The sequence below is a fragment of the Kitasatospora sp. NPDC002227 genome, from assembly GCF_040296285.1.
Classification (GTDB): Bacteria; Actinomycetota; Actinomycetes; order Streptomycetales; family Streptomycetaceae; genus Kitasatospora.
In genome coordinates this window covers 31,131-57,006 of sequence record NZ_JBEOWY010000054.1, presented here as the reverse complement: position 1 = coordinate 57,006, position 25,876 = coordinate 31,131, and the positions used below count along the sequence as shown (strand labels likewise).

Below are 25,876 nucleotides of genomic sequence, written 5' to 3'. Positions count from 1 at the left end.
CTTCCGAGGACCCTGCGGTGTCCGGTCCTCACGGATCTCGAAGTCCATCGCACCCCTTGAGCTGGGGTGTTGCGACGACCACTAGAACCCAAGAACAGCGGCCGGGCCCTTCTGTGTGCAGCGGGTGCTCAGTCCTCGCCGAGGTAGGCCTTGCGGACCTCGTCGTTGTGCAGGAGGTCCTGGCCGGTGCCGGTGAGGACGACCTTGCCGACCTCCAGGACGTAGCCCTGGTCGGAGAGGGAGAGGGCGGCCTGGGCGTTCTGCTCGACGAGCAGGATGGTCATGCCGGAGGCCTTGAGCTCGACGATGGTGGCCATGATCTTCTGCATCATCAGCGGGGAGAGGCCCATGGAGGGCTCGTCCAGCATGAGGAGCTTCGGACGGCACATCAGCGCGCGGCCCATGGCGAGCATCTGCTGCTCGCCGCCCGAGAGGGTGCCGGCCGCCTGCTTCCGGCGTTCGCCGAGGATGGGGAAGAGCGTGTAGGCACGCTCGACGTCCTCCTGGACGCCCGCCGGGTCGCGGCGGAGGAAGGCGCCGAGGAGGAGGTTCTCCTCGATCGTCATCCGGGGGAAGATGTGGCGGCCCTCGGGGGAGTGGGCCAGGCCGAGCGAGACGATCTTGTGGGCGGGGACGCCGGAGAGCGGCTTCCCCTCGAAGGTGATCTTCCCGCCGGTCGGCTTGAGCAGGCCCGAGAGGGTGCGCAGCGTGGTGGTCTTCCCGGCGCCGTTGGTGCCGATGAGGGTGGTGACCTCACCCTGGTTGACGGTGAAGCTGATGCCCTTGACGGCCTCGATCTTGCCGTAGCTGACGCGGAGGTCCTCGACCTCAAGGAGCGCGGTCACTGGCTGTCCTCCGTAGTGCTGGTGCCTTCGAGCGGCGCCCCGAGGTACGCGGTGATGACCCGCTCGTCGTTCTGGACGGTCTCGCGGTCGCCCTCGACGATCTTCTGGCCCTGGACGAGGACGGCGGTGCGGTCGCAGAGGTTGAAGATGAACCGCATGTCGTGCTCGATGACCAGGATGGCGATGCCCTTGTCCCGGATCGCGAAGACGAGGTCCTCGGCGGCGCGGGTCTCCTGGGGGTTCATGCCGGCGGTGGGCTCGTCGAGCAGGAGGAGGCCGGGCTCGCTGGCGAGGGCGCGGGCGATCTCGAGCTTGCGCTGCTCGCCGTAGGGGAGGTTGCGGGCGAGGTGGTCGGCCTTGTTGGCGAGGCCGGCGAACTCGAGCAGCTCCATGGCCTTCTCGCGGCTCTCGGCCTCGGCGCGGCGGTAGCCGGGGCCGCGCAGGATGGCCGAGAAGAGGCCCTCCTTGGTGCGGCTGTGGCGGCCGACCAGGACGTTCTCCAGGACGGTCATGTTGGAGAAGAGCCGGATGTTCTGGAAGGTGCGGGCGATGCCGGCCTGGGTGACCAGGTGGGGCCTGGGCGGCAGGACGGTGCCCTTGTAGCTGACGGTGCCCTCGGTGGGCACGTACAGGCCGGTGAGGCAGTTGAAGAAGGTCGTCTTGCCGGCGCCGTTGGGGCCGATCAGGCCGACGATCTCGCCGCTGTTGACGGTGAGGGAGACGTCGTTGACGGCGGTCAGGCCGCCGAACCGCATGATGACGCCGGAGGCCTCGAGGACGGGGGTGTTGGTGGTCATGGTGCCTTTCACGCCCCTGCCTTGGTGGCCGCGGCCTCGGCGGGGACCGCCTGCGCGGGGATGTCGGCCTCGTGGAATTCCAGCTGCTGGCGGCGGTTCGGGATCAGGCCCTCGGGGCGGACGCGCATCAGGACGATGAGCGCGATGCCGAAGGCGAGCAGCTGGTAGTCGGAGAGGAACTGCAGCTTCTTCGGGATGAGGAAGAGCATGGTGGCGCCGACGAGGGGGCCGCTGATGGTGCCCATGCCGCCGAGGATGACGGCGGCGAGCAAGAAGGCGGAGTTCGGCGGCAGGGCGTCCGCGAAGGTGTACTGGTCGGGGGTGACGGTGTACTGGACGTGGGCCTGGATGGTGCCGGCGGTGCCGGCAAGGCAGGCACCGAGGGCGAAGGCCAGAAGCTTCAGGCGGAAGCCGTTGATGCCCATGGCCTCGGCGGCGGTCTCGTCCTCGCGGATGGCGACCCAGGCGCGGCCGATGCGGGAGTTGCCGACGCGGGAGAAGACCAGCACCACGACGATGGTGATGAGGAGCATCAGCAGGTAGTAGTTGGAGAACCGGCCGAGTTCGATCCCGCCGACGCTGTGCGCCTTGCCGAGGTCGAAGCCGAGGATCTGCAGGTCCGGGATGCGCGGGATGCCGTTGGACCCGTTGGTGACGTTCGGCCCGGTGGTCCCGTTGAGGTTGTTCATGGTGATGCGGAAGATCTCGCCGAAGCCCAGGGTGACGATGGCGAGGTAGTCGCCGCGCAGCCGCAGGGTGGGGGCGCCGATGACCACACCGAAGATCATGGCCACCACGGCGCCGGTCAGCACCGCGGCCCAGAACGGGAACTGGACGTGGATCGGGGAGGCGGGGGAGCCGGAGACCAGGGCCGCGGCGTAGGCGCCGACGCCGAGGAAGGCGATGTAGCCGAGGTCGAGCAGACCGGCCAGGCCGACCACGATGTTGAGGCCGAGGGCGACCGTCGCGAAGATCAGGATGTTGACGGCGACCGAGGTGTACTGGTCGCTGGTCTGGCTGAACGGGAAGGCGGCCGCCGCGGCGAAAGCGGCGCCGGTGGTGACCTGGCGGTGCTTGGTGGTCAGGCCACGCAGCCGGGCGGTGAGCCCGGAGCGGGTGAGTGCGGCGACGGCGAAGCCGAGGGTGATCAGGTACCCGACGAAGAGTTCGCCGCCCTCGGCGTCGAGGCCGAAGGTGACCACGAACAGGCCGATGGCGAAGGCCGCGATGATGAGCAGCACCTCGGCCCAGGAGGGCAGTTGGCGCGCGGCCGGCAGCGGCTGGTCGCTCTTCTTCGTGAGTCCGCCGAAGTTGCCGTCCGGGTGGCGCTCCAGCGGCAGCGAGAGGGCACCGAGGAGGGCGACCAGAGAGGCCGCGCCGGCGACCCAGCCGCCGGGTTCGAGGTTGGCCAGGCCGCCGAGCTCGACGGAGATGGCGATCAGGGTGAACCAGGTGACGGCGGCGGCGCCGACGGCGGCGAGGAGGGTCGCGTTGTGGCTGCGACTCGGGGCGGCCCAGCGCAGACCGGGGGTGCCGGAGGCGGCGAGGGCGAGCAGCAGGGTCAGCAGTCCGGCGGTGAGGGTCAGCCACTGGAGGCCGCCGGGGTAGCCGGTGACGGTGAGGTCGCCGGGGAAGTCGCTGGTCCAGGTCCAGGCGAGGAAGGCGCTGGCGGTGGTGGCGACGGCGCCGACGGCGGTGATGATCCGTGCGGCGGGGAGGGGGATGACCGGGGTGGTCTCGGTGGTCATGGTGGTCACGCCCTGTCCGCGACGCGCTCGCCGAGCAGGCCCTGGGGCCGGACGAGCAGGACGACGATGAGGAGTACGAAGGCCCAGACGTCCTTCCAGGCACCGCCACCGAAGAGGTGCATGCCGGGGATGTGCTGGATGTAGGCGGTGGCGAGGCCTTCGGCGAGGCCGAGGACGAGTCCGCCGAGCATGGCGCCGTAGATGTTGCCGATGCCACCGAGCACGGCGGCGGTGAAGGCCTTGAGGCCGAGGATGAAGCCCATCTTGAAGTCGACCTGGCCGGTGCGCAGCCCGTAGGCGACGGCGGCGACGGCGGCGAAGGCGGCACCGATGGCGAAGGCCATCACAATGATCTTGTCGGTGTCGATGCCCATCAGCTTGGCGGTGTCCGGGTCCTGGCTGGTGGCCTGCATGGCGCGGCCGGAGCGGGTCTTGGAGACGAACCAGCCGAGGGCGACCATGCAGAGCGGGGCGGCGACTATGAGGAAGATGTCGCTGCGCTGGATGGTCATGTGGGCGAAGTTGAACGGGTCGCCGGGGATCTTCGGGAAGACCCGGGCCTTCTTGGCGTCCGGGTAGAAGGAGAAGACCAACTGCTGCAGGGCGAGTGACAGCCCGATCGCGGTGATCAGCGGGGCGAGCCGGGGTGCGGTGCGCAGCGGGCGGTAGGCGAAGCGCTCGGCGGCGACGGCGACCAGGACGGAGACCAGGATGCCTGCGAGCAGCATCAGCGGGATGGCCAGCCACATGGTGGTGCCGCCGGGGAGGGCGAGGTAGGCGGTCAGCGCGCCGAAGCCGCCGACCATGAAGATCTCGCCGTGGGCGAAGTTGATGAGCTGGACGATGCCGTAGACCATTGTGTAGCCGATCGCCACGAGCCCGTAGAGGGCTCCCAGGATCAGGCCGTTGGCCAGCTGCTGCGGTAGTTCGTTCACCGCTCGGCCTCCGTGGGCGTTGTACGCGTTTCTGGGGGTGGATGTGGGTGCGCGGGGGCGCTTCTGGCGCCCCCGCGCGGGTCCTGCAAGGTGAGGCTGGGTCAGCTGGCGGTGAAGGTGCCGGACTTCTCGACGGCCCACTTGCCGTCCTTGACGACGTACACGGTGAGCTGCTTGTTGGTGGTGTCACCGAACTCGTCGAAGGAGACCTTGCCGGTCACGCCGTCGAAGGAGATCTTCTGGACGGCGTCGACGACCTTGGCGCGGGCGTCGTCCGGGAGCTTGCCGTTGTTGGCCTGCACGACGGCCTTGACGCCGAGGATGATGGCGCGGGCGGAGTCGTAGGAGTAGCCGCCGTAGGTCTCGTAGGCGTCCTTGTAGCCGGCGGCCTTGTAGTCGGCGATGAACTTGGCGGCCGAGGGCAGGGACTCGACCGGGAGGCCGACCGCGGTGGCGAGGTCGCCGGCGCTCTTGGTGTTGAGCTTGATGAAGTCGCCGCTCTGGATGCCGTCGCCGCCCATCAGCGGGATGGCCACGCCGGCGTCCTTGAGCTGCTGGGAGAGCGGGCCGGCGGCCGGGTACTCACCGCCGTAGTAGACGGCGTCGGCACCGGCGGCCTTGACCTTGGTGACGATGGCGTTGAAGTCGCGGTCGTCCGGGTTGACGTGCTCCTCGCCGACGATCTGGCCGCCGAGCTTGGTGAACTCGCCCTTGAAGGTGGCGGCCAGGCCGGCGCCGTAGGTCTTCTGGTCGTCGATGAGGAAGACCTTCTTCTTCGACGCGGTGTTGAAGAGGTACTGGGCGGCGAAGGGGCCCTGCACGGCGTCGGTGGTGGCGGTGCGGAAGTAGGACGCGAAGGGGCGCACCTTCTTGCCGCTGGCCCAGGCCTCGCCCTGGGTGAGGGCGACACCGGTGTTGGCCGGGGAGACCTCGGTCAGGTGAGCGTCGTTGAAGATCTGCTGCATCGACTGGGCGACGGAGGAGTTCAGCGGGCCGACCACGCCGAGCACCGACTTGTCGGCGACGAGCTGGGTGGCGTTCTGCTGGCCGGGGGCCGGCTTGGCGGTGTCGTCCAGCGCCTGGATCTTGAACTTGACCCCGGGGACCTCGTTGTTGTCGTTGGCCTGCTTGATCGCCAGGTCCACCGAGTTCTTGATGCCGAGGCCCAGGGCGGAGAGGTCGCCGGTGAGGGGGGCGTCGACACCGATGGTGACGGTGGTGGAGCCGCCGGCGTTGTCGCCGCCGCTCTTGCTGCCACCACGCGAGCCGCAGGCGGTCAGGGAGAGGGCTCCGATGACGGCGATGCTCACGGCAAGGGTTGCACGATTACGCACGAGGGTTCCCTTTCTGAGGAAGACACCGGGCCGGACGTGGCGGGGTGCCGGGTCGCGCGCTGGGGCCAGGCCCAATCCGTTGGCGCGGTGACTGGCCGTGACTCTAAACCGGCTTCGGCGGCTCGGGCAGGGGTGTGGGCATGCTGTGATTCTCTTGTTATGCGGAGCTGACGCAGTGATCTCGGATTCTGGTCATTTCCGCCTGAGCGGACGCGGGATGATAGAGGCTGTCCCGGTCGGTGGGACGTTGTCGAGCTCGGAAACGCGGTAAATGCTGGGGCGGTCCGAATATCGGACACCAGTGTCCGCGACGGCTGAAACGGGCGTGGCTGTCCGGATAGCGGAATCCGGGCAGGTGATGTGCAGGTTCCTGGAGAGGTCGCGGGCGTACGTGGGGCCCAGGATCTGACTGAGCGTCTGGAGACCCCGCGTGTTACGCAGCGTTACATCGAGGAAGGGCATGCCCGCGTCCCGGGGCGCGGCGGCACAGTCCGTGACGGTGTACACCACCGTGAACTCCACCGGGGCGGCCGTGGTGACCTGCCGGGGCAGTGCGGTGCCGCCGACGGCGGTGGTGACGCCCGCGTAGTCCTGGCGGACCGAGACCAGCTCGTACGGCGGCTCGCCGAGGGCGGTGGCCCGCACCTTCAGGGCGAAGTCGTGGCCGCCGGGCACGGCGTCGCGCTGGGCGCCCAGATAGCCGAAAGCCGCCACCGACGAGGGGTACGGTGGCGGCGAGTTGGCGGCCTGGGCGGGGCGGTCGAAGACGTGCCGCAGCACCAGCAGGGTGACCACGGCCAGCAGCATCGCGGCCACCGTCCACTTCTGACGGCGCGTCAGGCTGCGGTGCGGCGCCCCGTCCGGGGCCGCCGCGCCGTCCTCGTCCAGCTCCACCACCACGAGGCAGGGCCTGCCCCGGTGGGGGAGGAGGCAAACGGCGGGCCGCTAACGATTGGGATCAGATGTCGCGCAGCATGCAGGTGAGCCGGCAGCTGGTGATCCGCTTGCCGGTGTCGTCGGTGATGGCGATCTCGTAGGTGGCGGCGGTGCGGCCCTTGAAGACGGCCGTCGCCACGCCGGTGACCAGGCCGGAGGTGGCCGAGCGGTGGTGGGTGGCGTTCAGGTCGACGCCGACGGCGTAGCGGCCGGGGCCGGCGTGCAGCATCGCCCCGATCGAGCCGAGCGTCTCGGCCAGCGCGGCGGAGGCGCCGCCGTGCAGCAGTCCGTACGGCTGCTGGTTGCCCTCGACCGGCATGGTGCCCACCACGCGGTCGCCGGAGGCCTCCACGATCTTGATGCCCAGCTTCTCGCCGAGGTGGCCGCCGCTGAAGGTGGAGGCGTCGACGCCGAGCTTGGCGAAGTGGTCGAGGACGTCCTGCGGCACTTTCAGCACCGGGGTGGAGTCGGTCATGGCGCAGCTCCTGGCGTACGAGGGTGTGGGGTCAACCGCTTGATCGTACGACCGGCCGCCCGTCGGGGGACGGTGGGTCGCCGGAGTTGTCGGTGCAGGGCCCTAGGATCGTCACTGGCAGTGGACATCGGCAGGAACGGACGTTGACGTGGCTACCCAGAGTGCAGGGAAGAGTGCGGCGAGTGGCAGGCTGATGCTGCTCGACGGTCACTCCATGGCGTACCGGGCGTGGTTCGCCCTGCCCGTGGAGAACTTCAACACCGTCACCGGCCAGCCGACCAACGCGGTGTACGGCTTCGCCTCGATGCTCGCCAACACGGTGCGCGACGAGCAGCCCACCCACCTCGCCGTCGCCTTCGACCTCTCCCGCAAGACCTTCCGCTCGGAGGAGTTCCCCGAGTACAAGGCCAACCGGGCCAAGACGCCGGACGAGTTCAAGAGCCAGATCGGCCTGATCGGCGAGCTGCTCGACGCGATGAAGATCCCCCGGATGTCGGTGGAGGGCTTCGAGGCGGACGACATCATCGCCACCCTGGCCACCGCCGCGGCCGCCGAGGGCTTCGAGGTGCTGATCGTCACCGGCGACCGCGACTCGCTGCAGTTGGTGAGCGACAAGGTGACGGTGCTCTACCCGACCAAGGGCGTCTCCGAGCTCACCCGCTACACCCCGGAGAAGGTCGCCGAGAAGTACGGCGTCACCCCCACCCAGTACCCGGACCTCGCGGCCCTGCGGGGTGACCCGTCGGACAACCTGCCCGGCATCCCCGGCGTCGGCGAGAAGACGGCCGCCAAGTGGGTCAACCAGTACGGCTCCTTCGACGAGCTGGTCGCCCACGCCGACGAGGTCAAGGGAAAGATCGGCGAGAAGCTGCGCGAGCACCTCGACTCGGTCAAGCGCAACCGGGTGCTCACCGAGCTGGTCCGCGACGTCGAACTGCCGCTGGGCGTGGCCGACCTGGAGCGCACCCCGTTCGACCGCGAGGGCGTCTCGCAGATCCTGGAGAGCCTGGAGTTCCGCAACCCGAACTTCCGCGACCGGGTGCACGGCATCGACGTGGGCGGCGCGGCCGAGGAGGCTTCGGAAGCCGCTCCCGGCGTCGCCGTCGAGGGTGACCTGCTGACCGAGCCCGGCGCACTGGCCGCCTGGCTGGCCGCGCACACCGAGGGCCGGATCGCCGTCGCCGCGCTGTACGAGTGGGCGCTGGGCAGCGGCTCGGTGAGCGAGATCGCGCTCGCCACCGGCGAGGACGCCGCCTGGTTCGACCCGGCCAAGCTGGTGGAGGAGGACGAGCGGGCCTTCGCCGCCTGGCTGGCCGACGCCGAGCAGCCCAAGGCTCTGCACATCGCCAAGCAGGTCATGCGCGCCTTCGCCGAGCACGGCTGGCAGATCAACGGCGTCACCGCCGACTCCGCGCTCGCCGCCTACCTCGACAAGCCCGGCCGGCGCACCTTCACCCTCGACGTGCTCGCCGAGGAGTACCTGGCCCGCTCGCTCGCCCCCGCCGCCGCGGCCGAGAGCGGCCAGCTCTCCTTCGACGAGCCCGAGCACGACCCGGCCGCCGGCGCCCAGGCCCTGATGACCCAGGCCCGCGCCGTGCTCGACCTCGCCACCTTCTTCGAGACCCGCCTCGCCGAGGTCGGCGCGACCAAGCTGCTGCACGAGATGGAGCTGCCGATCGCCGAGCTGCTGGCCCGGATGGAGCGCACCGGCATCGCCGCCGACCGCGAGTGGCTCACCACCATCGAGGCCCAGTTCGCCGCCGAGATCGCCCGCGTGGTCGAGGAGGCGCACGCCGCCGCCGGGCGCCCGTTCAACCTGGGCTCGCCCAAGCAGCTCCAGGAGATCCTCTTCGGCGAGCTCAACCTGCCCAAGACCAAGAAGATCAAGACGGGCTGGACCACCGACGCGGACGCGCTCGCCTGGCTGGCCGGCCAGACCGACAACGAGCTGCCGGTCATCCTGCTGCGCCACCGCGACCAGGCCAAGCTGCGCACCACCGTCGAGGGCCTGCTCAAGACGGTCTCCCCGCTGAACCGCATCCACACCACCTTCAACCAGATGGTCGCCGCCACCGGCCGCCTCTCCTCGCAGGACCCGAACCTGCAGAACATCCCCGTCCGTACCGAGGAGGGCCGGATGATCCGCCGCGCCTTCGTGGTCGGCGAGGGGTACGAGTCGCTGCTCACCGCCGACTACTCGCAGATCGAGCTGCGCATCATGGCCCACCTCTCCGAGGACGCGGCTCTGATCGAGGCCTTCGAGAGCGGCGAGGACCTGCACACCACCGTCGCCTCCCAGGTCTTCTCGGTGGAGCCCGGCGAGGTGGACGCCGAGATGCGCCGCAAGATCAAGGCGATGTCCTACGGCCTCGCGTACGGGCTCTCCGCCTACGGGCTCTCCCAGCAGCTCGGCATCAAGCCGGGCGAGGCCCAGGGCCTGATGGACACCTACTTCGAGCGCTTCGGCGGGGTGCGCGACTACCTGCACCGCGTGGTCGAGGAGGCCCGCGCGGTCGGCTACACCGAGACCCTGCTCGGCCGCCGCCGGTACCTGCCGGACCTCACCAGCGACAACCGCCAGCGCCGCGAGATGGCCGAGCGGATGGCCCTCAACGCCCCCATCCAGGGTTCGGCCGCCGACATCGTCAAGATCGCCATGCTGCACGTCGACACCGCCCTGCGCGAGGCGGGCCTCAAGACCCGGATGCTGCTCCAGGTGCACGACGAAATCGTCCTCGAACTCGCCCCGGGCGAGCGCGAGCAGGCCGAGGCCATCGTCCGCGAGCAGATGGCCGCCGCCTACCCGCTGCGCGCCCCGCTCGACGTCTCCGTCGGTGTCGGCGCCAACTGGGAGGTCGCGGCGCACTGACGCCGTGCGGGGGTTGCTTGGGAGGTGCGGGAATCCGGACGGGTTCCCGCACCTTCTGCTGAGTTTTTCGGACCAGAGGGGGACCACATGCCGTACGCCGTGACTCCGGACGGGGTCAAGATCGCCTACCAGCTCCAGGGCACGGGCGCCCCGCTGGTGCTGCTCTCCGGGCAGGCGAACAACCACCACTGGTGGGACGGGGTCCGGGAGGACTTCCACCCCGAGCGCGCCACCATCACCCTCGACTGGCGTGGCACCGGCGCCAGTGACAAGCCCGATGTGCCGTACAGCACCCGGCAGTTGGCCGAGGACGTGCGGGCGGTGCTGGACGAGCTCGGCATCGACCGGGCCGATGTGTACGGCACCTCGATGGGCGGCCGGGTCGCCCAGTGGCTCGCGGCGGAGCACGGCGAGCGGGTCCGTTCGCTGGTGCTCGGCTGCACCTCGCCCGGCGGGCCGCGGGCCGTCGAGCGGAGCAAGGAGGTGCGGCGGGCGCTGGCCGACGACGATCCGGTGGCCTCCCGGGCGGCGCTGCTCGACCTGATGTACACGCCCGGCTGGCTGGCCGCCCACCCCGGGCCGTACCAGGTGGTCGGCGACCCTGCCATGCCCGCCTACGCGCGCGGCCGTCACCTGGTGGCCAGCAACCGGCACGACGCCTGGGACGTGCTGGCGCGGATCAGCTGCCCGACCCTCGTCCTGCACGGCACCGACGACCTGCTCAACCCGGCGGCCAACGCCCACCTGCTGGTGGAGCGCATCCCCGGGGCCAGGCTCGAGCTGATCCCGGGGGCGCGGCACGCCTACTTCGACGAATTCCGGTCCGTGGCCGGGCCGTTGGTGCGGGAGTTCATCGCCTAGGGTTGGTGTGCCGGGTGGCCTGGGCCTCGGTCGGGTCCTCCGGCCAGGGGTGGCGGGGGTAGCGGCCGCGCAGGTCGGCGCGGACGGCGCGGTAGCCCTCGCGCCAGAAGGTCGCGAGGTCGCCGGTCACGGCGGCCGGCCGGCCGGCCGGGGAGAGCAGGTGGACGGTGAGCGGTACCCGCCCGCCGGCCAGCGCCGGGGCGGCCTGCCAGCCGAACAGCTCCTGCAACTTCACGGCCAGCACCGGGCGTTCGGTGGAGTAGTCGACCCGCACCCGGGAGCCGCTGGGGACCAGGATGCGCTCGGGCGCCAGCTCGTCCAGCCGCCCGGCCTCGCCGGTGGCCCAGGGCAGCAGCCGCTGCAGGGCGGCGCTCACGTCGATCCGCTCCAGATCGGCCCGGCGGCGGGCCCGGGAGAGCTCGGGCTCCAGCCAGTCAGGGTCGGCCAGGGCCGCGCTGCTGACGTCGGGCCAGGGCGCGCCGAGCTCGCGGTGCAGGAAGGCCAGCCGCTCGCGCAGAGCCACGGCGGCCTGGGTCCAGTTCAGTACGCTGTCCACGCCCTCGCGGGCCAGGCCCTCGAGCAGCGCCTCGCGGACCAACTCGGCTTCCGGGGCAGCCAGTTGCTTCGATTCGAGCTCGATCGCGCCGAGCGCCGCCACCCGCCGGGCCACCACGTCGCCGCGCCGCCCGCCGGACCAGACCACCTCGGTGCGTTCGCTCAGCAGCGGCGCCCCGGCCAGCCGGGCGGTCTCCTCGTCGAGCACCGCCGCCAGCCGCACCCGCGCCGAGTGCGCCCCCGCCGCCCGGTCGGCCACCGCCACCGCCAGCCACGGCGCCCCGGCCACCCCGGAGCCGGGCGCCGTCTCGGCCGCCGTCCCGGAGGCCATCAGGTACGGCCCCTCGGCCGAGCGCGCCCGGGCGATCCGCTCGGGGTGCGCGAGCGCGACCACCAGACCGGCGGCCGCGGCGTCCGGCAGGGCGGTGTCGGGGGTGTCCCCGCTGCGCAGCCGCCTGGTCTCCTCGCGCCAGCGGGCGGCGTACCCGTCGCGGGTCGAGCGGACGGAGCGCAGGACCGCCGGCAGGTCGTCGCCGAGCGCGCGGGGCGGCTCCTCGGAGAGCAGCGCGACCAGCTCGGCGGCGCGGCGGGCGCCGACCAGCGGGGTGCCGTCGAGCAGGGCCCGGCCCAGGCGCGGGTGCAGGCCGGCTCGGGCGATCAGCCGGCCGCGCGGGGTGGCCCGGCCGGCCTGGTCCACCGCGCCGAGGGCGAGCAGGGTCTGCCGGGCGGCGGCCATCGCCCCGGTCGGCGGCTGGTCGGGGAGGCTGAGCCCGGCCGGGTCGGGGGTGCCCCAGCAGGCGGCCTGCAGGGCGAAGGCGGTCAGGTCGGCGAGGGCGATCTCGGGGGTGGGGAAGCGCGCGGCCAGCGCGTCCTCCGCCTCCGACCAGCAGCGGTACGCCGCCCCCGGTGCCTCACGCCCGGCCCGCCCGGCCCGCTGCCGCCCGGCGGCCAGCGAGGCCCGCACGGTCACCAGCCCGGCCAGCCCCCGGGCGTGGTCGGTCCGCGGCTCCCGGGCCAGCCCGGAGTCCACCACCACCCGCACGCCCGGCACGGTCAGCGAGGACTCGGCGACGGAGGTGGCGAGGATGACGCGGCGGCTCGAGCCGGTCGAGAGGGCCGCGTCCTGGACGGCCTGCGGGGCCTGGCCGTGCAGCTGCAGCACCTCGACGCCCGGCTGCGTCCCGAGCAGCCCGGCGACGCGGGCGATCTCGCCGACGCCGGGCAGGAAGCAGAGCACGTCCCCGTCCTGCTCGGTGAGGGCGCGGCGGACGGTGGCGGCCAGGTGGTCGAGCAGGGCGGGGTCGGTCCGGGTGCCGTGCGCGGGGCGGACGGGGCGCGGCGGGGGCGCCCAGATCACCTCGACGGCGTGCGAGACGCCGTGCGCTTCGACCACCGGGGCGGGGGTGTCCTGCTCGTCCGAGGAGCCGAGCAGCTCCGCCCAGGCGGCGGTGTCGGAGGTGGCGGAGGCGCAGAGCAGCCGCAGCTCGGGGCGGAGTGTCGCCCGGACGTCGAGCAGGAAGGCGAGGGCGGTGTCGGCGTCCAGGTGCCGTTCGTGGCACTCGTCGAGCACCACGACGTCGACCCCGGCCAGCTCCTGGTCCCGCTGCAGCCGCTGCAGCAGCACCCCGGTGGTCACCACCTCGACCACCGTCCCCGGCCCGACCTTCCGGTCCCCGCGTACGGTGTGGCCGACCCGGCCGCCGACGCCCTCGCCCAGCAGCCAGGCCATCCGCTTGGCCGCTGCCCGGGCGGCGAGGCGGCGGGGTTCGGCGACCAGCACCCGCCGTACGGGCCCCTCGCCCAGGAGGCCGGCCAGCGCGAGGGGCACGAGCGTGGTCTTGCCCGTCCCGGGCGGGGCCGCGAGGACGGCTACGCCGCGGTCGTCCAGGGCGGCATGCAGCGCGGGGAGGGCGGTCCGGACGGGGAGGTCCTGCCAGGCGGGGGTCACCAGCAGCATTCTGCCGGAGAGGATTTCAGCTGAGAGCAACCACATCAGGGGCGCGAGGAACGGCGCGCGCAACCGTGCACCTTCGTAGCGGGCTGGTCGCGCAGTTCCCCGCGCCCCTGGGCGCTGCCACTGGACGGGGTGCCTAACGTTCGGCGACGAAGATCGCCGTGCCAGGGATGTGCTTGCCCCGCAGGGGGCTCCAGCCGCCCCACTCCTGGTCCAGCTGCTCTGGCCACTCGGGCTCGACCAGGTCCAGCAGCCGGAAGCCGGCGGCGGTCAGCTCGCGGACGCGGTCGCCCAGGGTGCGGTGGTGCTCGACGTAGGTGGCGTGGCCGGCCGCGTCCTGCTCGACGTACGGGGTGCGGTCGAAGTAGGAGGAGGTGGCGGTGAGGCCCTCCACGCCCGGCTCGTCGGGGAAGGCCCAGCGGATCGGGTGGGTGACGGAGAAGACCCAGCGGGCCCCCGGCCGCAGTACGCGGTGCACCTCCCGCATCAGCAGCGCGGTGTCCGCGCTGAACGGCACGGCGCCGTACGCCGAGCAGGCCAGGTCGAAGGAGCCGTCGGCGAACGGGAGCACCGCCGCGTCGGCCTGCACCACGGCCACCGGCTCGCTGCCCCGCCCGAGGTCGATCCGGCGCGAGTGCTGCAGCTGCCGGTGGGAGATGTCCAGCGCCACCGGCCGGGCCCCCTGGGCGGCCAGCCAGCGCGAGCACTGGGCGGCGCCCGCGCCGAGCTCGAGCACGGTGAGCCCGGCGACCGGGCCGAGCAGGCCGGCCTCGGCCTCGTCCAGGCCCTCCGGGCACCAGGTGAAGCGGTCGTCGCCGAGGAAGGCGCCGTGCTCGTCCTGGTACTCGTCCGCGTTGCGGTCCCACCAGTGCCGGCTGGCCCGGCTGCTCTCCTCCAGCGCGGCCTCGCGGCGGACGGCGTCGCCGTCCTCCTCGTCGTACTGCGCGGCGGCCTCGGAGGCGGGGGTGGTGGCCAAGATCATGAAACCTGTCAAGTAGGGTATGGGGAGCGGAAGCGCTGCTGCGCGGACCGCCCCTGAAAGCTGGGGGTGGGCCGGGCCGTGGCATCCGGGGATCCCGGGGTCGGGGAGAGGATATGACCTGATCCGTCCCGGCCTCCACCGTCTCGCCGTTTCTGGCGTTGACCGTGCTCGGCTGTCCCCGTATGCTACAAGTTGCGCTGCGGGCCTGCGCGCCTCGGACGGAGCAGGTCGCGCTCGCATCTGTCGAAGACCCCACGGTCGCAAGACGGACACCACTGGTTCTCGTATCAGCAGGTGGGCCGTGTTCTTGGCTGTCCGGCTTTCGGTGGGAGCGATACGGGCCCTCCGCGTGGCATTACCTACGACTTCATGTCCGTACCGGAGCCCTTTTCCTAATGACGAGCCCCACCGACACCTCTGTCAGCACCACCCCGCAGGTTGCGGTCAACGACATTGGCGATGCCGAGGCCTTCCTCGCCGCCATTGACGAGACCATCAAGTACTTCAACGATGGCGACATCGTTGAGGGCGTCATCGTGAAGGTCGACCGTGACGAGGTGCTCCTCGACATCGGTTACAAGACCGAGGGTGTCATCCCGTCGCGCGAGCTCTCGATCAAGCACGACGTCGACCCCCACGAGGTTGTCTCCGTTGGTGACAACATCGAGGCCCTGGTCCTCCAGAAGGAGGACAAGGAGGGTCGTCTGATCCTGTCCAAGAAGCGCGCTCAGTACGAGCGTGCCTGGGGCACGATCGAGAAGATCAAGGAAGAGGACGGCATCGTCACCGGTACCGTCATCGAGGTCGTCAAGGGTGGTCTCATCCTCGACATCGGCCTCCGTGGCTTCCTCCCGGCCTCGCTGGTCGAGATGCGCCGCGTCCGCGACCTCCAGCCGTACGTCGGCAAGGAGCTCGAGGCCAAGATCATCGAGCTGGACAAGAACCGCAACAACGTGGTCCTGTCCCGCCGTGCCTGGCTGGAGCAGACCCAGAGCGAGGTCCGCCAGACCTTCCTCACCACCCTCCAGAAGGGCCAGGTGCGCTCCGGCGTCGTCTCCTCGATCGTCAACTTCGGTGCCTTCGTGGACCTGGGCGGCGTCGACGGTCTCGTCCACGTCTCCGAGCTGTCCTGGAAGCACATCGACCACCCGTCCGAGGTTGTCGAGGTCGGCCAGGAGGTCACCGTCGAGGTTCTCGACGTTGACATGGACCGCGAGCGCGTCTCCCTGTCGCTGAAGGCGACCCAGGAGGACCCGTGGCAGCAGTTCGCCCGGACGCACCAGATCGGCCAGGTCGTCCCGGGTAAGGTCACCAAGCTGGTTCCGTTCGGTGCGTTCGTCCGCGTGGACGAGGGCATCGAGGGTCTGGTCCACATCTCCGAGCTGGCCGAGCGCCACGTGGAGATCCCGGAGCAGGTCGTCCAGGTCGGCGACGAGATCTTCGTCAAGGTCATCGACATCGACCTCGAGCGTCGTCGCATCAGCCTCTCGCTGAAGCAGGCCAACGAGTCCCTCGGTGCCGACCCGGCGTCGGTCGAGTTCGACCCGACCCTGTACGGCATGGCTGCCTCGTACGACGACCAGGGCAACTACATCTACCCGGAGGGCTTCGACCCCGAGGCGAACGACTGGCTGCCCGGCTACGAGAAGCAGCGTGAGGAGTGGGAGCGCCAGTACGCCGAGGCGCAGACCCGCTTCGAGCAGCACCAGGCCCAGGTCATCAAGAGCCGTGAGGCCGACGCCGAGGCCGCTGCCGAGGGTGGCGACGCCGTCGCCGCCGCCGCTGGTGGCTCGTACTCCTCCTCCAGCGACGAGGGCTCCGGCGCTCTCGCTTCGGACGAGGCGCTCGCCGCGCTGCGCGAGAAGCTGGCCGGTGGCCAGAGCTGATCGCAGCCTCGTCTGAGGTCTGACAGCTGAGAAGGACCCCCTGCCCGGGAGACCGGGCAGGGGGTCCTTCTGCGTTCGGGGCCTTCGACAGGACGTTTTGGTGCCGTTCGCCCCGGGTTCCGCAAAATGTGGGGGAAGTGTGTGATATGAAGCGCACCGGAAGCCTCTAGGGGTTTTCTCCGTTTACACCTAGCTTTGAGGGGAACTGCCCGAAAGGCTCAGGTACTTATGCGCGCGACCCCCGCAGTGGCACCCCTTGCGCCCGCGACGACCGCCCAGGTCCGCGGGCGGCTCGCCGCTCTCGGCAGGTTCTGCCACCGCCACCGGCGCTGGGTGGTCGGCTTCTGGGTGCTGGTGCTGGCCCTCGGGGTACTGATCGGCGGTCGGGTGTTCGAGGGTACGGTCGCCTCCTCCTCGGCCGGCGGCTCGGAGTCCGCGCGCGGCTCCTCGGTGGTGGCCGCGGCCGATCCGGCCAAGGGCACCGTGACCGCGGTGGTGGACGGCCCCTCGGTGCAGGACGCGGCGGTACGGACGGCTGTTTCGAGCGCCGCCGCCGATCTCGCGAAGCTGCCGGGCGTGGTCTCGGTGACCGATGCCTACGGTCCGGCCGGGCAGGCGATGGTTTCGAAGGACGGCAGGGCGAGCCTGGTCGCCGTCCGGATGGCCGACGGTTCGAGCTCCGCGCAGCAGAAGGCCGTCGAGCAGCGGCTCGGCGCGATCCAGGCCGAGGGCGCCAAGGTCACCGTCGGCGGGGACTTGGTGCTCCAGCAGGAGGTCAAGGACCAGACCGCCAAGGACACCCAGTTCGGCGAGATCGTCACCCTGCCGCTGACCCTGATCGTGATGGTGCTGGTGTTCGGCGGCTTCGCCGCGGCCAGCCTGCCGGTGCTCGGCGCGGTCGGCTCGGTGGGCGGGGCGCTGCTCGCGATGTTCGGCTTCAGCCGGATCATGGACATCGACACCAGCGTGCTGCCGATCGCCACCGTGCTCGGCCTCGGCCTCTCGATCGACTACGCGCTGCTGATCGTCAACCGCTTCCGCGAGGAGCGCGGCCACGGCGCGACCGTGGCCCAGGCCGTGGAGCGCACCCTGGCGACGGCCGGGCGGACGGTGCTCTTCTCGGGGCTGACCGTCGCCGTCGCGCTCTCGGGGCTCTTCGTCTTCACCAGCCCGGTGTTCCGGGCGGTGGCCGCCGCCGGGGTCAGCGTGGTGGTGATCGCCGGGGCCGCCGCGCTCACGCTCATCCCCGCGCTGCTCGGCTTCGTCGGCCACCGGGTCAAGGCGCCGACCGCGCCCGTCCCCGACGAGGGCTTCTTCGCCCGGACGGTGCGGCGGGTGCAGAAGCGGGCCGTACCGGTGGTGCTGGTGTGCACCGCGCTGCTGCTGGCCGCCGGAGCGCCCTTCCTCGGCTCCGACTGGCGCAGCTCGGGTGCCTCCGTGCTGCCGGCCTCCTCGGCCGGGCGGCAGGTCACCGAGACGGTGCAGGAACGATTCCCCCAGCAGGCCGCGGCCCCGGTCACCGTGGTGGTCGAGGGCAGAACCGCGCAGGCGCAGGCGTACGCGGACCGGGTGGTCGCTTCGACCCCGGGCGTCAGCGGTGTCCGGGCCGTCACGCCCGTCTCGGACCGGGTGAGCACGGTCGAGGTGCTGGTGCACGGCGACCCGCAGGGTGCCGGTGCCAAGCAGGTGGTCGACGAGCTGCGGGCCGAGCGGGGCGGCCTGACCACGTACGTGACCGGTGACGCCGCCTCGGTGGTCGACTTCCAGCACGAGATCGCCGGCCGGGGGCCGTGGGCCCTCGGGCTGGTCGCGGTCGGCACGCTGCTGCTGCTCTTCCTGATGACCGGCTCGGTGGTGATGCCCGTCAAGGCGCTGCTGATGAACGTGCTCTCGCTCGGCGCCTCGCTCGGCTCGCTGACCCTGGTCTTCCAGCACGGCTACTTCAGCTCGCTGCTCGGCTTCAGCCCGACCGGCGGCCTGGAGACCTTCATACCGGTGCTGGTCTTCGCCTTCGCCTTCGGGCTGTCGATGGACTACGAGGTGTTCCTGCTCTCCCGGATCAAGGAGCTGCGGGACGAAGGGTACGACTGCACCCGCTCGGTGGAGCTGGGGCTGCAGCGCAGCGGCCGGATCATCACCTCGGCGGCGCTGCTGATGGTGATCGTCTTCGCCGGGTTCGCGGCCGGGCAGATGCTCATGGTCAAGGAGATGGGCATCGCGCTGGCGGTGGCCGTCGCGGTGGACGCGACGCTGGTGCGGTGCCTGCTGGTGCCGGCCGCCATGACGCTGTTCGGCGAGTTCAACTGGTGGGCGCCGGCGCCGCTGCGGCGCCTGCACCGCCGGATCGGGCTGACCGAGCACGTGGTGCTGCCGCCGCTGGGCCCGGCCGCTCCGGCCGCGCCGGCCGTCCCGGCCCCGCGTGCCGAGCGGGACCGGACTCTGGTGGGGGTTTCGTAACCCGCGGTTCAGCGGTTGACGCAGGAGTTGCCGAAGCCCGGGGCGAGGCCGCCGATCGCGTCCAGGGCGCTGCACGCGGCGGCGTTGCCCGCAGTGCCGAACATCAGCCCGGCGAGGGCGGCGGCGATCAGCAGGGCGTTGCGGACGTTGGTCATGGAGTGTCCCTTCGAGGGCAGGTGGGTCGAGCCCCCTGCACAACGGCGGGGTGGGCCGGAAAGGATGCCGGGCTCACCCGAGTGGCCTAGCGTGGGGCGCGTCCGCGGGCGCCCGGGCTCGGTCGTGCCTCAGGTGAGGCGGGCGATCAGGGCGACGGCCTCCTTGAGCCGGCGCTGTTCGGCCGGGGTGAGGCGGCCGGTGATGGCGGCGGCGATGGTGGCCTCGCGGCGGGCGCGCTGGTCGTGGAGGGCCTGGGTGCCGGCCGGGGTGGGGGTGAGCAGGTATTTGCGGGCGTCGGTGGGGTGAGGGTGCTGCTCGACCAGACCGGCTTCGGTGAGCAGGGCGACGGTGCGGGCCATCGACTGGTGGCGGACGCGCTGCAGGACGGCCAGTTCGCTGGTGCTGTGGGGGCCCTCGCGGACCAGCCGGCCGAGCACGGCGGCCTGGTTCTGCGGGAGTACGTCCTCGGTCCACAGGCGGCGGACCAGGGTGCCGATGGTGTTGCGCAGTTCGGCGGCGAGTTCGAGCGGGTCGATCGCGAGGTCCTCGGTGGGGTCCTCGGCGAGGGCCTGGGCGGGGTCCTGGGCGGGGTGGGTCATGGGGTCAGTCTATCGAGTGGGTATACAGCATTGCTGTAGGAATATGTACAGCAATGCTGTATGGTTTCAGGCATGCGACTCACCAAGTTCGGACATGCGTGCGTACGGGTCGAGCACGAAGGGGGCGCGGTCGTCGTCGACCCCGGGCTGTTCACGGGCGAGGAGGCCATGGCGGGGGCCGACGCCGTACTGATCACCCACGAGCACTTCGACCATTTCGCCGAGGAGCGGCTGCGGGCCGCCGCCGAGGCCCGGCCGGGCCTGCGGATCTGGACCAACCGGGCGGTGGCCGGCCAGTTGGAGGGCCTCGGCACCCGGGTCACGGTGGTGGGCGAGGGCGACGCCTTCGAGATCGACGGGCTGAGTGTGAGCGTTCACGGCGAGTGGCACGCCGTGATCCACCCGGACCTGCCGCGGGTCACCAACATCGGCTTCCTGCTCGGCGGCCGGGTCTTCCACCCCGGTGACGCGCTCACCCTGCCCGAGGTGCCGGTCGAGACCCTGCTGCTCCCGGTCTCCGGCCCCTGGACCAAGCTCTCCGAACTCATCGACTACACCCGCGAGGTGAAGCCCGCCCAGGCCCTGGCGGTGCACGAGCTGGTGCTGAGCGAGCTGGGCCGGGAGGGTGCGGCCCGGATGATCGGCCAGCTGGCGCCGGATGCGGCGTACCGCAGCCTCGCCGACGGGGAGTCGGTCGAGCTGGGCTGAGCGCGTACGCTCGTGCCCATGGCTGAGCGGTGGGCGGTGGAGCTGGGTGGCGGGGTACGGCTGGCGGGGTTGGCGGCCGGGGAGCCCGGGGGTGAACCGCTGGTGCTGCTGCACGGGTTGGGCGAGGGCGCGGCCGGCTGGGTGCCGCTGCTGCCCGCGCTCGCCCGCGGGCGGCGGGTGTACGCGGTGGACCTGCGCGGGCACGGGGCGAGTTCCTGGCCCGGGGAGTACTCGCTGGAGCTGATGCGGGACGACGTGCTGGCCTGGCTCGACCGGGCGGGGCTCGCCCGGGTCGAGCTGGTGGGCCACTCGATGGGCGGGGTGGTGGCCTACCTGCTGGCCGCGCTCCACCCCGCCCGGATCAGCCGGCTGGTCCTGGAGGACGTCCCCGTGCCACGGCCCCGGGTGGCCGTCGCCCCCGTCCGCCCCGAGGGCGATCTCGCCTTCGACTGGGAGATGGTCCTCGCCGTCCGCGCCCAGCTCGACCGCCCCGACCCGGCCTGGCGGGAGCTGCTCCCGCTGATCACCGCCCCCACCCTGGTCCTCTCCGGCGGCCCGGCCAGCCACATCCCGCAGTCCTGGCTGGCCGAGCTGGCCGGGCGGATCCCCGGCGCGGCACTGCGGACCGTCCCGGTCGGGCACCTGATCCACCAGGACGCGCCGGAGGAATTCCTGGCGACGGTTCAGGAGTTCCTGGGCCTGGGCTGAGCGGTGCCGGTCCGCAGGACGACGGCCTGCCGGAGGACTGAGCCGCGCCGGGCGTCGGAAAATCGGTGGGGCCGGAGGCCGTAGCGTGGCTAGGTTGGGTGGCATGGCGCTGACACACGTGGTCCTCAACTCCGGCAGGGTGATCGAACTCTCGCGGTTGGAGCTGTCCTCGACGTACAGCGGGATGTTGGAGGGGTATCCGTTCCAGGGGTGGAACGACCGCAAGGTGGCGGGTCTGGTCGGGCGGGTGGAGCAGGAGGGCGATGGGGTGCCGGTGCATCTGGTCGAGCCGGTGCGGGAGTTGCCGGACCTTCCGGACGGTGCGTTCGGGCCGGTGGAACTGCTGCCCGCCGTGACGTGCGTCGGGGTGTTCAGCTCGAAGCCGGTCGATCCGGAGCTGGACGCGGTGCTGCACCACTCCGCCCTGAGGGTCGTGTGGTTCCAGCAGAGCACCGAACTGCCCTCGGGTACGGGCGCCAACGGCTGCCTGCGGGGTATCGCCTGGGACGATCTCGCGCGAGACTTCGAGCTCTGATGCGGTAGTTGACGCGAAGGGGGCGGTCGAGCATGGAGCACGAGTACGACGTCGTGATCGGCGGGGCCAGTCTGGCCGGGAGCGCGGCGGCGATCCTGCTCGCCCAACGGGGCGCCCGGGTGGCGCTGTTGGAGCGGCGGTCGGACCCGGAGGCGTACAAGGTGCTGTGCACGCACTCCATCACGGCCAACGCGTACCCGGTGCTGGCGAAGCTCGGCCTGGTCGCCGAGCTCGAGGCGGCCGGCGCGGTGCGGGGCGACGCGCGGTGGTGGACTCGTTGGGGGTGGATCGAGCCGAAGGGGCCGGACCTGCCGTACGGGTACAACATCCGCCGCAGCACGCTCGATCCGATGATCCGGGCCAAGGCGGCGCAGACGCCGGGAGTTGAGCTGCTGCTCGGGCACCAGGTCACCGGGCTGGTCCGGGAGGGCGGGCGGCCGGCGGGGGTGCGGGCCTCGACCCCCGTGGGGGAGCGGGAGATCCGGGCCCGGCTGGTGGTGGGGGCCGACGGGAAGGACTCGGCGGTGGCGAAGGCGGCCGGGGTGCGGACCAGGACTCACGAGAACGCGCGCTTCGGGTACCTGGCGCAGTTCCGGAACTTGCCGCTGCACGGCGGGATCGGCCAGACCTGGTTCCTGGAGCCCGACATGGCGTACGCCTTCCCGAACGAGGACGGGGTGACCGTCCTCGCGGTGCTCCCGGCCAAGGAGCGGCTGCCGGCCTTCCGGGAGGACCTGGAGGGCAGCTTCCTCGCCTTCGTGCGGGCGCTGCCCCAGGCGCCGGACATCGACTCCGCCGAGCGGATCTCGAAGATCATCGGGACGGTGGACTACCCGCTGCGCAGCCGCAAGCCGTCCGCGCCGGGCCTCGCGCTGATCGGCGACGCCGCCCTCACCGGGGATCCGCTGTGGGGCGTGGGGTGCGGGTGGGCGCTGCAGTCGGCGCAGTGGCTGGCGGAGGCCGTCACCCCGGCGCTCGGCGGCCGGGGCGACCTGGACAAGGCGCTGGCGGCGTACGGGCGGCTGCACCGGCGCCGGTTGGGCGGGCACCAGTTCCTGGCCGCCGACTACGCCAAGGGGCGGCCGTTCAACCCGGGCGAGCGGCTGATGTTCGCGGCGGCGGCGCGGGACGCCGGGGTGGCCCGGCACATGCACCGCTTCGCCTCACGCCTGATCGGCCCGACGCGGTTCCTGAACCCGCTGGCGCTGAGCCGGGCGGCGGCCGTGAACCTCAGGCACCGCAGGGCACAGTAGCCACGGCTGCCAGCTTGAGCCTCAGAAGTGGCGTGAGAGATCGTCACCATCGGTTCCATGGGGGAGTTTTGAAGAAGTTGGTCTCGAGGGCGACCGTTCTCGCCCTGGCCGTCGGCGTGACCGGCCTCGGGCTGGCCTCGGCGGCCACCCCGCAGTGCACCTCGCCCGAGGTCGTGGTCTGCCTCGACTTCGCCGGGCACCAGACGCCGGAGAACATCGTCCAGGAGCCCGACGGCTCCTTCGACGTGACCTTCTCCCTCGCCCAGCAGGTGGCCCGGATCGGTTCGGACGGCCAGGTGAAGGTCCTCGCCGACATGACGGAGAAGGGGAGCACCGGGAGCAGGACACCGCTGCTGCACGTGCCGGTCACCATGGGCCTCACCCGGGCCGAGGACGGCACCCTGTACTTCCTGTACGCGGACGCCGAGCCCGTGCCCGGCGGTACCGCGGACCGTACCGGCGTCTACCGGCTGCGCCCGGACGCGGCGGAGCCGGAGCTCGTCGCCCGCCTGCCCGCCGAGAGCCTGCCCAACGGGCTCGCGCTGGACGGGCGCAGCGGGGCGCTCTACTTCAGCGACAGCGCGCTCGGCCGGGTCTGGACGGTGCCCGCCGCCGGTGGGGAGCCCGCCGTGTTCGCGGATGACGGCACCCTGAAGGCCGACGGGTTCGCCGCCAACGGGCTGAAGCTGCGCGACGGCGCGGTCTGGGTCTCGAACTCGGTGCAGGGGACGATCGTGCGCATCCCCGTGCTCGGGGGCAACCGGGGCGGTCACCCGCAGGTCCGGGCGACCGGCCTGCCCACGGTCGACGACTTCGCCTTCACGGGGCACGGCGACGAGCTGCTCGCCGCGCTGGCCGGCCGCGACGAGGTGGTCCTGGTCCACCCGCAGGGCCACCCCGACGGCTCCAGCACCGTGGTCCGGCGGGGTGACGGGCTGCAGACCCCGACCTCGCCGGTGATCAGCGGCGGCACCGCCTACGTGGCCAGTGCCGCCTACTACACGAAGGCGGGGCCGGACATCCTGCCCGTCGCGCTGGACGCGAAGCGCTGACCGGCCGCCGCGGCCGGGCCTACTTGAACGGCTGCCCGTCGAGGGTCCAGTGCGGATCGGGGGCGATGTCGAGGGCGCGGTAGACGTGGGCGGCCACGTCGGTGTGGTGCAGGGGGCGCGGCTGCGGGCCCGAGATGTCGGGGCCCGCGGCCGCGATCCAGGCGGTGCGCTCGACCGGGGTGCGGCCGCCGTGGCCGCCGTGGTCGACGTGGCCGTGGTCGGTGACGACGATGACGGTCCACTGCTCCTCGGCGTAGTCCGGGCGGCTCTTGAGCGCGGCGAGCAGGCGGCCCAGGTGCCGGTCGGCGGTCTCGACCGAGCGGCGGTACTCCTCGCCGCAGCCGAGGAAGTGGGCCGTCTCGTCCACCGCGCCGAGGTAGACGAAGCTCGCCTGCGGGTCGTCGTCGCTGTCGCGCAGCACGTACTCGGCCTCGGCCGTCACCCGGGCGTCGCAGACCTCCCAGGCCTCGGGGGTGTCCTCGAGCGGGGCGATGTAGGAGAGGCGGCCGGGGGCGGCGAACAGCGGGCCGCCGCTGCGGGCCAGGAAGAGCGGCTCCCAGCCGCCGGCGGCGAAGGTGCGGCGGCGGTGGACGGCGGCCAGGCGGGTGGTGAACTCGGGGAAGACGTCCAGGCGGTTGCCGCCCAGGTGGTTGCCGAGCACGCCGTGCTTGGCCACGCCGACCCCGGTGGTGATGGTGGCCCAGCAGGGGCCGGACATGGTCGGGGTCACCTCGTCCACCTCGACCGGGGCGAGGAAGCCCTCGGCGGCCACCGAGTCCAGGTGCGGGGTGTGCAGCTCGGGGAGCAGGTCCAGGCGGACGCCGTCGATGCCGACGACCAGCACGCGGCGGGGGCCGGCGGGCCACAGGGTGGAGGAGGCGTTCGACATGGGGCTGCTCCGTTCGAGTGCAGGCGTGGGCTCCCCGGAACCCTAACGGCGCAGGTCAGGGGCACTGTGGCGGGAAGTGGCATTTTCGGGCGGAAGTGGGCAATGTTTGCTCAGAGTTCGCCGGAGCTTACCTGGTGGTTCGGTTGGGGCGGCCTGGGGTCAGGACGGTGGCGACCGGCCGGTAACCTGGCGGCATGCTGAGGATCGGACTGACGGGCGGGATCGGCGCGGGCAAGAGCGCGGTCTCCGCGAGGCTCGCCGAGCGCGGCGCGGTGATCGTGGACTCCGACCTGATCGCCCGCGAGGTGGTCGCCCCCGGCAGCGAAGGGCTGCGCGCCGTGGTGGCCGAGTTCGGCGAGCAGGTGCTGCGCCCGGACGGCGCCCTGGACCGGCCCGCGCTCGGGCTGGTGGTCTTCGCCGACCCGGCGAAGCTGGCCGCGCTCAACGCCATCGTCCACCCCCTGGTCCGGGCCCGCTCCGCCGAGCTGGAGGGCGCGGCCGGGCCGGACGACCTGGTGGTGCACGACGTGCCGCTGCTGGTCGAGAACAACCTCGGCCCGCTCTACGATCTGGTGATCGTGGTGGACACCGCCGACGACGTACGGCTCGACCGCCTGGTGCGCCGGCGCGGCATGACCGAGGAGGAGGCCCGCTCCCGGATGGCCGCCCAGGCGAGCCGGGAGCAGCGCCTCGCGGCGGCCGATCTGGTGATCGACAACGGCGGCACGCCCGAGGAGCTGGACGCCCTGGTCGGCGAGGTCTGGGAGCAGCTGAAGGCCCACCAGGCGGAGGCCTCGGACCGGGCCTGACCAGCGGTGGGTTGCCGGTGTCAGTGGCACCGGCTAGGAACGGGTGCATGGCACTGCACTGGAAGCTGGTCATCGACACCGCCGACGCCCCCGCCCTCGCGGACTTCTGGGCCCAGGCACTGGGCTACGAGGTGGAGGACCCGAGCGCGCTCGTCGAGCAGCTGCTCGCGGCCGGGCGGCTCCCGGCGGAGGCGGTGGCCGAGCACCGGGGCCGCAAGCACTTCCGCGGTTTCGCCGCCGTCCGCCACCCGGAGGACCCGTACGACCCCTTCACCGGCATCGGCAAGGGCCGGCGCCTCCTCTTCCAGGACGTCCCCGAGCCGAAGACGGTCAAGAACCGCCTCCACCTCGACGTCCACGCCGAGCCCGGCGGCCTGGCCGAGCTGGTGGCCCGCCTCGAGTCGCTGGGCGCCACCCGCCTCCGCGAGGAGGGCCAGGGCCCGGCCGGCCACTGGTACGTCCTGCTCGACCCGGAGGGCAACGAGTTCTGCGCCGCTTGAGGCCAGGGTCCGTCTTCAAACCCCCGTCTGCGG

Annotated in this window: 23 protein-coding genes; 11 read left to right on the top strand and 12 right to left on the bottom strand. The window is 72.0% G+C overall.

The annotated features are described in order from the left end of the window. Nucleotides 1-128 precede the first annotated feature (128 nt). The 7 genes from ABT095_RS32490 to ABT095_RS32460 all read right to left on the bottom strand — a co-directional run bounded on the left by ABT095_RS32490 (nucleotide 129) and on the right by ABT095_RS32460 (nucleotide 7,070). Nucleotides 129-845 (bottom strand): ABC transporter ATP-binding protein, encoded by a 717-nt coding sequence (locus tag ABT095_RS32490; RefSeq protein ID WP_350533158.1) that lies wholly within the window; start codon nucleotides 843-845, stop codon nucleotides 129-131. Further along, nucleotides 842-1,642 carry an ABC transporter ATP-binding protein gene (locus tag ABT095_RS32485; RefSeq protein WP_350533157.1) on the bottom strand — a complete coding sequence of 267 codons (801 nt, stop codon included), beginning with the start codon at nucleotides 1,640-1,642 and terminating at the stop codon, nucleotides 842-844. Before ABT095_RS32485 ends, ABT095_RS32490 begins: the two co-directional genes overlap by 4 nt. A gap of 8 nt (nucleotides 1,643-1,650) precedes the next feature. Next, nucleotides 1,651-3,390 carry a branched-chain amino acid ABC transporter permease gene (locus tag ABT095_RS32480; RefSeq protein ID WP_350533161.1) on the bottom strand — a complete coding sequence of 580 codons (1,740 nt, stop codon included), beginning with the start codon at nucleotides 3,388-3,390 and terminating at the stop codon, nucleotides 1,651-1,653. 5 nt (nucleotides 3,391-3,395) lie between these two features. Continuing rightward, nucleotides 3,396-4,325, bottom strand: a complete 930-nt coding sequence (locus tag ABT095_RS32475; protein WP_350533156.1) for a branched-chain amino acid ABC transporter permease — start codon at nucleotides 4,323-4,325, stop codon at nucleotides 3,396-3,398. Between the two features lie 101 nt (nucleotides 4,326-4,426). Then, a complete protein-coding gene (locus tag ABT095_RS32470) occupies nucleotides 4,427-5,635 on the bottom strand; it encodes a branched-chain amino acid ABC transporter substrate-binding protein (protein WP_502885084.1) in 1,209 nt (402 codons plus the stop codon). A 216-nt stretch (nucleotides 5,636-5,851) separates the two neighbouring features. Continuing rightward, a complete protein-coding gene (locus ABT095_RS32465) occupies nucleotides 5,852-6,559 on the bottom strand; it encodes a hypothetical protein (RefSeq protein WP_350533154.1) in 708 nt (235 codons plus the stop codon). Between the two features lie 58 nt (nucleotides 6,560-6,617). Beyond that, entirely contained in the window at nucleotides 6,618-7,070 is a 453-nt protein-coding gene (locus ABT095_RS32460) for a PaaI family thioesterase (protein WP_350533153.1), read from the bottom strand. Between the two features lie 193 nt (nucleotides 7,071-7,263). Between ABT095_RS32460 and polA the strand changes: the two genes are divergently transcribed. Further along, nucleotides 7,264-9,939, top strand: a complete 2,676-nt coding sequence (gene polA / locus ABT095_RS32455; RefSeq protein ID WP_350533160.1) for a DNA polymerase I — start codon at nucleotides 7,264-7,266, stop codon at nucleotides 9,937-9,939. A gap of 87 nt (nucleotides 9,940-10,026) precedes the next feature. Beyond that, nucleotides 10,027-10,800, top strand: coding sequence for an alpha/beta fold hydrolase (locus ABT095_RS32450; RefSeq protein ID WP_350533152.1), 774 nt, complete (start codon nucleotides 10,027-10,029; stop codon nucleotides 10,798-10,800). On the opposite strand, the gene hrpB is transcribed toward ABT095_RS32450, so the two are convergent. Together hrpB and ABT095_RS32440 are read right to left on the bottom strand one after the other, a co-directional pair. Then, nucleotides 10,790-13,312 (bottom strand): ATP-dependent helicase HrpB, encoded by a 2,523-nt coding sequence (gene hrpB, locus ABT095_RS32445; RefSeq protein ID WP_350533151.1) that lies wholly within the window; start codon nucleotides 13,310-13,312, stop codon nucleotides 10,790-10,792. The two genes, ABT095_RS32450 and hrpB, sit on opposite strands and share 11 nt — an antisense overlap. A 133-nt stretch (nucleotides 13,313-13,445) precedes the next feature. Beyond that, nucleotides 13,446-14,291 carry a class I SAM-dependent methyltransferase gene (locus ABT095_RS32440; protein ID WP_350533150.1) on the bottom strand — a complete coding sequence of 282 codons (846 nt, stop codon included), beginning with the start codon at nucleotides 14,289-14,291 and terminating at the stop codon, nucleotides 13,446-13,448. A 395-nt stretch (nucleotides 14,292-14,686) separates the two neighbouring features. On the opposite strand from ABT095_RS32440, the gene rpsA reads away from it, so the two are divergent. Together rpsA and ABT095_RS32430 are read left to right on the top strand one after the other, a co-directional pair. Continuing rightward, the gene (gene rpsA, locus ABT095_RS32435) at nucleotides 14,687-16,177 is read left to right on the top strand and encodes a 30S ribosomal protein S1 (RefSeq protein ID WP_350533149.1); all 1,491 of its coding nucleotides are present in this window, start codon (nucleotides 14,687-14,689) and stop codon (nucleotides 16,175-16,177) included. 228 nt (nucleotides 16,178-16,405) lie between these two features. Then, nucleotides 16,406-18,634, top strand: coding sequence for an MMPL family transporter (locus ABT095_RS32430; RefSeq protein ID WP_350533148.1), 2,229 nt, complete (start codon nucleotides 16,406-16,408; stop codon nucleotides 18,632-18,634). 8 nt (nucleotides 18,635-18,642) lie between these two features. On the opposite strand, the gene ABT095_RS32425 is transcribed toward ABT095_RS32430, so the two are convergent. Together ABT095_RS32425 and ABT095_RS32420 are read right to left on the bottom strand one after the other, a co-directional pair. Further along, nucleotides 18,643-18,789 carry a hypothetical protein gene (locus tag ABT095_RS32425; RefSeq protein WP_350533147.1) on the bottom strand — a complete coding sequence of 49 codons (147 nt, stop codon included), beginning with the start codon at nucleotides 18,787-18,789 and terminating at the stop codon, nucleotides 18,643-18,645. A 129-nt stretch (nucleotides 18,790-18,918) separates the two neighbouring features. Continuing rightward, nucleotides 18,919-19,389, bottom strand: coding sequence for a MarR family winged helix-turn-helix transcriptional regulator (locus ABT095_RS32420; RefSeq protein ID WP_350533146.1), 471 nt, complete (start codon nucleotides 19,387-19,389; stop codon nucleotides 18,919-18,921). Between the two features lie 72 nt (nucleotides 19,390-19,461). Here ABT095_RS32420 and ABT095_RS32415 point away from each other — a divergent pair, with 72 nt between their 5' ends. From ABT095_RS32415 to ABT095_RS32395, 5 genes are all read left to right on the top strand, one after another. Beyond that, nucleotides 19,462-20,097, top strand: a complete 636-nt coding sequence (locus tag ABT095_RS32415) for an MBL fold metallo-hydrolase (RefSeq protein ID WP_350533145.1) — start codon at nucleotides 19,462-19,464, stop codon at nucleotides 20,095-20,097. A gap of 18 nt (nucleotides 20,098-20,115) precedes the next feature. Beyond that, nucleotides 20,116-20,805: an alpha/beta fold hydrolase gene (locus ABT095_RS32410; RefSeq protein ID WP_350533144.1), complete on the top strand. Its 690-nt coding sequence runs from the start codon at nucleotides 20,116-20,118 to the stop codon at nucleotides 20,803-20,805. A gap of 103 nt (nucleotides 20,806-20,908) precedes the next feature. After that, a complete protein-coding gene (locus ABT095_RS32405) occupies nucleotides 20,909-21,340 on the top strand; it encodes a hypothetical protein (protein ID WP_350533143.1) in 432 nt (143 codons plus the stop codon). Nucleotides 21,341-21,372: 32 nt separating this feature from the next. After that, a complete protein-coding gene (locus tag ABT095_RS32400; RefSeq protein ID WP_350533142.1) occupies nucleotides 21,373-22,593 on the top strand; it encodes an NAD(P)/FAD-dependent oxidoreductase in 1,221 nt (406 codons plus the stop codon). A gap of 77 nt (nucleotides 22,594-22,670) precedes the next feature. Beyond that, nucleotides 22,671-23,645 carry an SMP-30/gluconolactonase/LRE family protein gene (locus ABT095_RS32395; RefSeq protein ID WP_350533141.1) on the top strand — a complete coding sequence of 325 codons (975 nt, stop codon included), beginning with the start codon at nucleotides 22,671-22,673 and terminating at the stop codon, nucleotides 23,643-23,645. Between the two features lie 19 nt (nucleotides 23,646-23,664). Here ABT095_RS32395 and ABT095_RS32390 read toward each other — a convergent pair whose 3' ends face one another. After that, nucleotides 23,665-24,534 (bottom strand): alkaline phosphatase family protein, encoded by an 870-nt coding sequence (locus ABT095_RS32390; RefSeq protein ID WP_350533140.1) that lies wholly within the window; start codon nucleotides 24,532-24,534, stop codon nucleotides 23,665-23,667. 194 nt (nucleotides 24,535-24,728) lie between these two features. On the opposite strand from ABT095_RS32390, the gene coaE reads away from it, so the two are divergent. After that, a complete protein-coding gene (gene coaE / locus ABT095_RS32385) occupies nucleotides 24,729-25,343 on the top strand; it encodes a dephospho-CoA kinase (RefSeq protein ID WP_350533139.1) in 615 nt (204 codons plus the stop codon). A gap of 47 nt (nucleotides 25,344-25,390) precedes the next feature. Beyond that, nucleotides 25,391-25,843, top strand: coding sequence for a VOC family protein (locus tag ABT095_RS32380; RefSeq protein WP_350533138.1), 453 nt, complete (start codon nucleotides 25,391-25,393; stop codon nucleotides 25,841-25,843). Nucleotides 25,844-25,876: the final 33 nt, after the last annotated feature.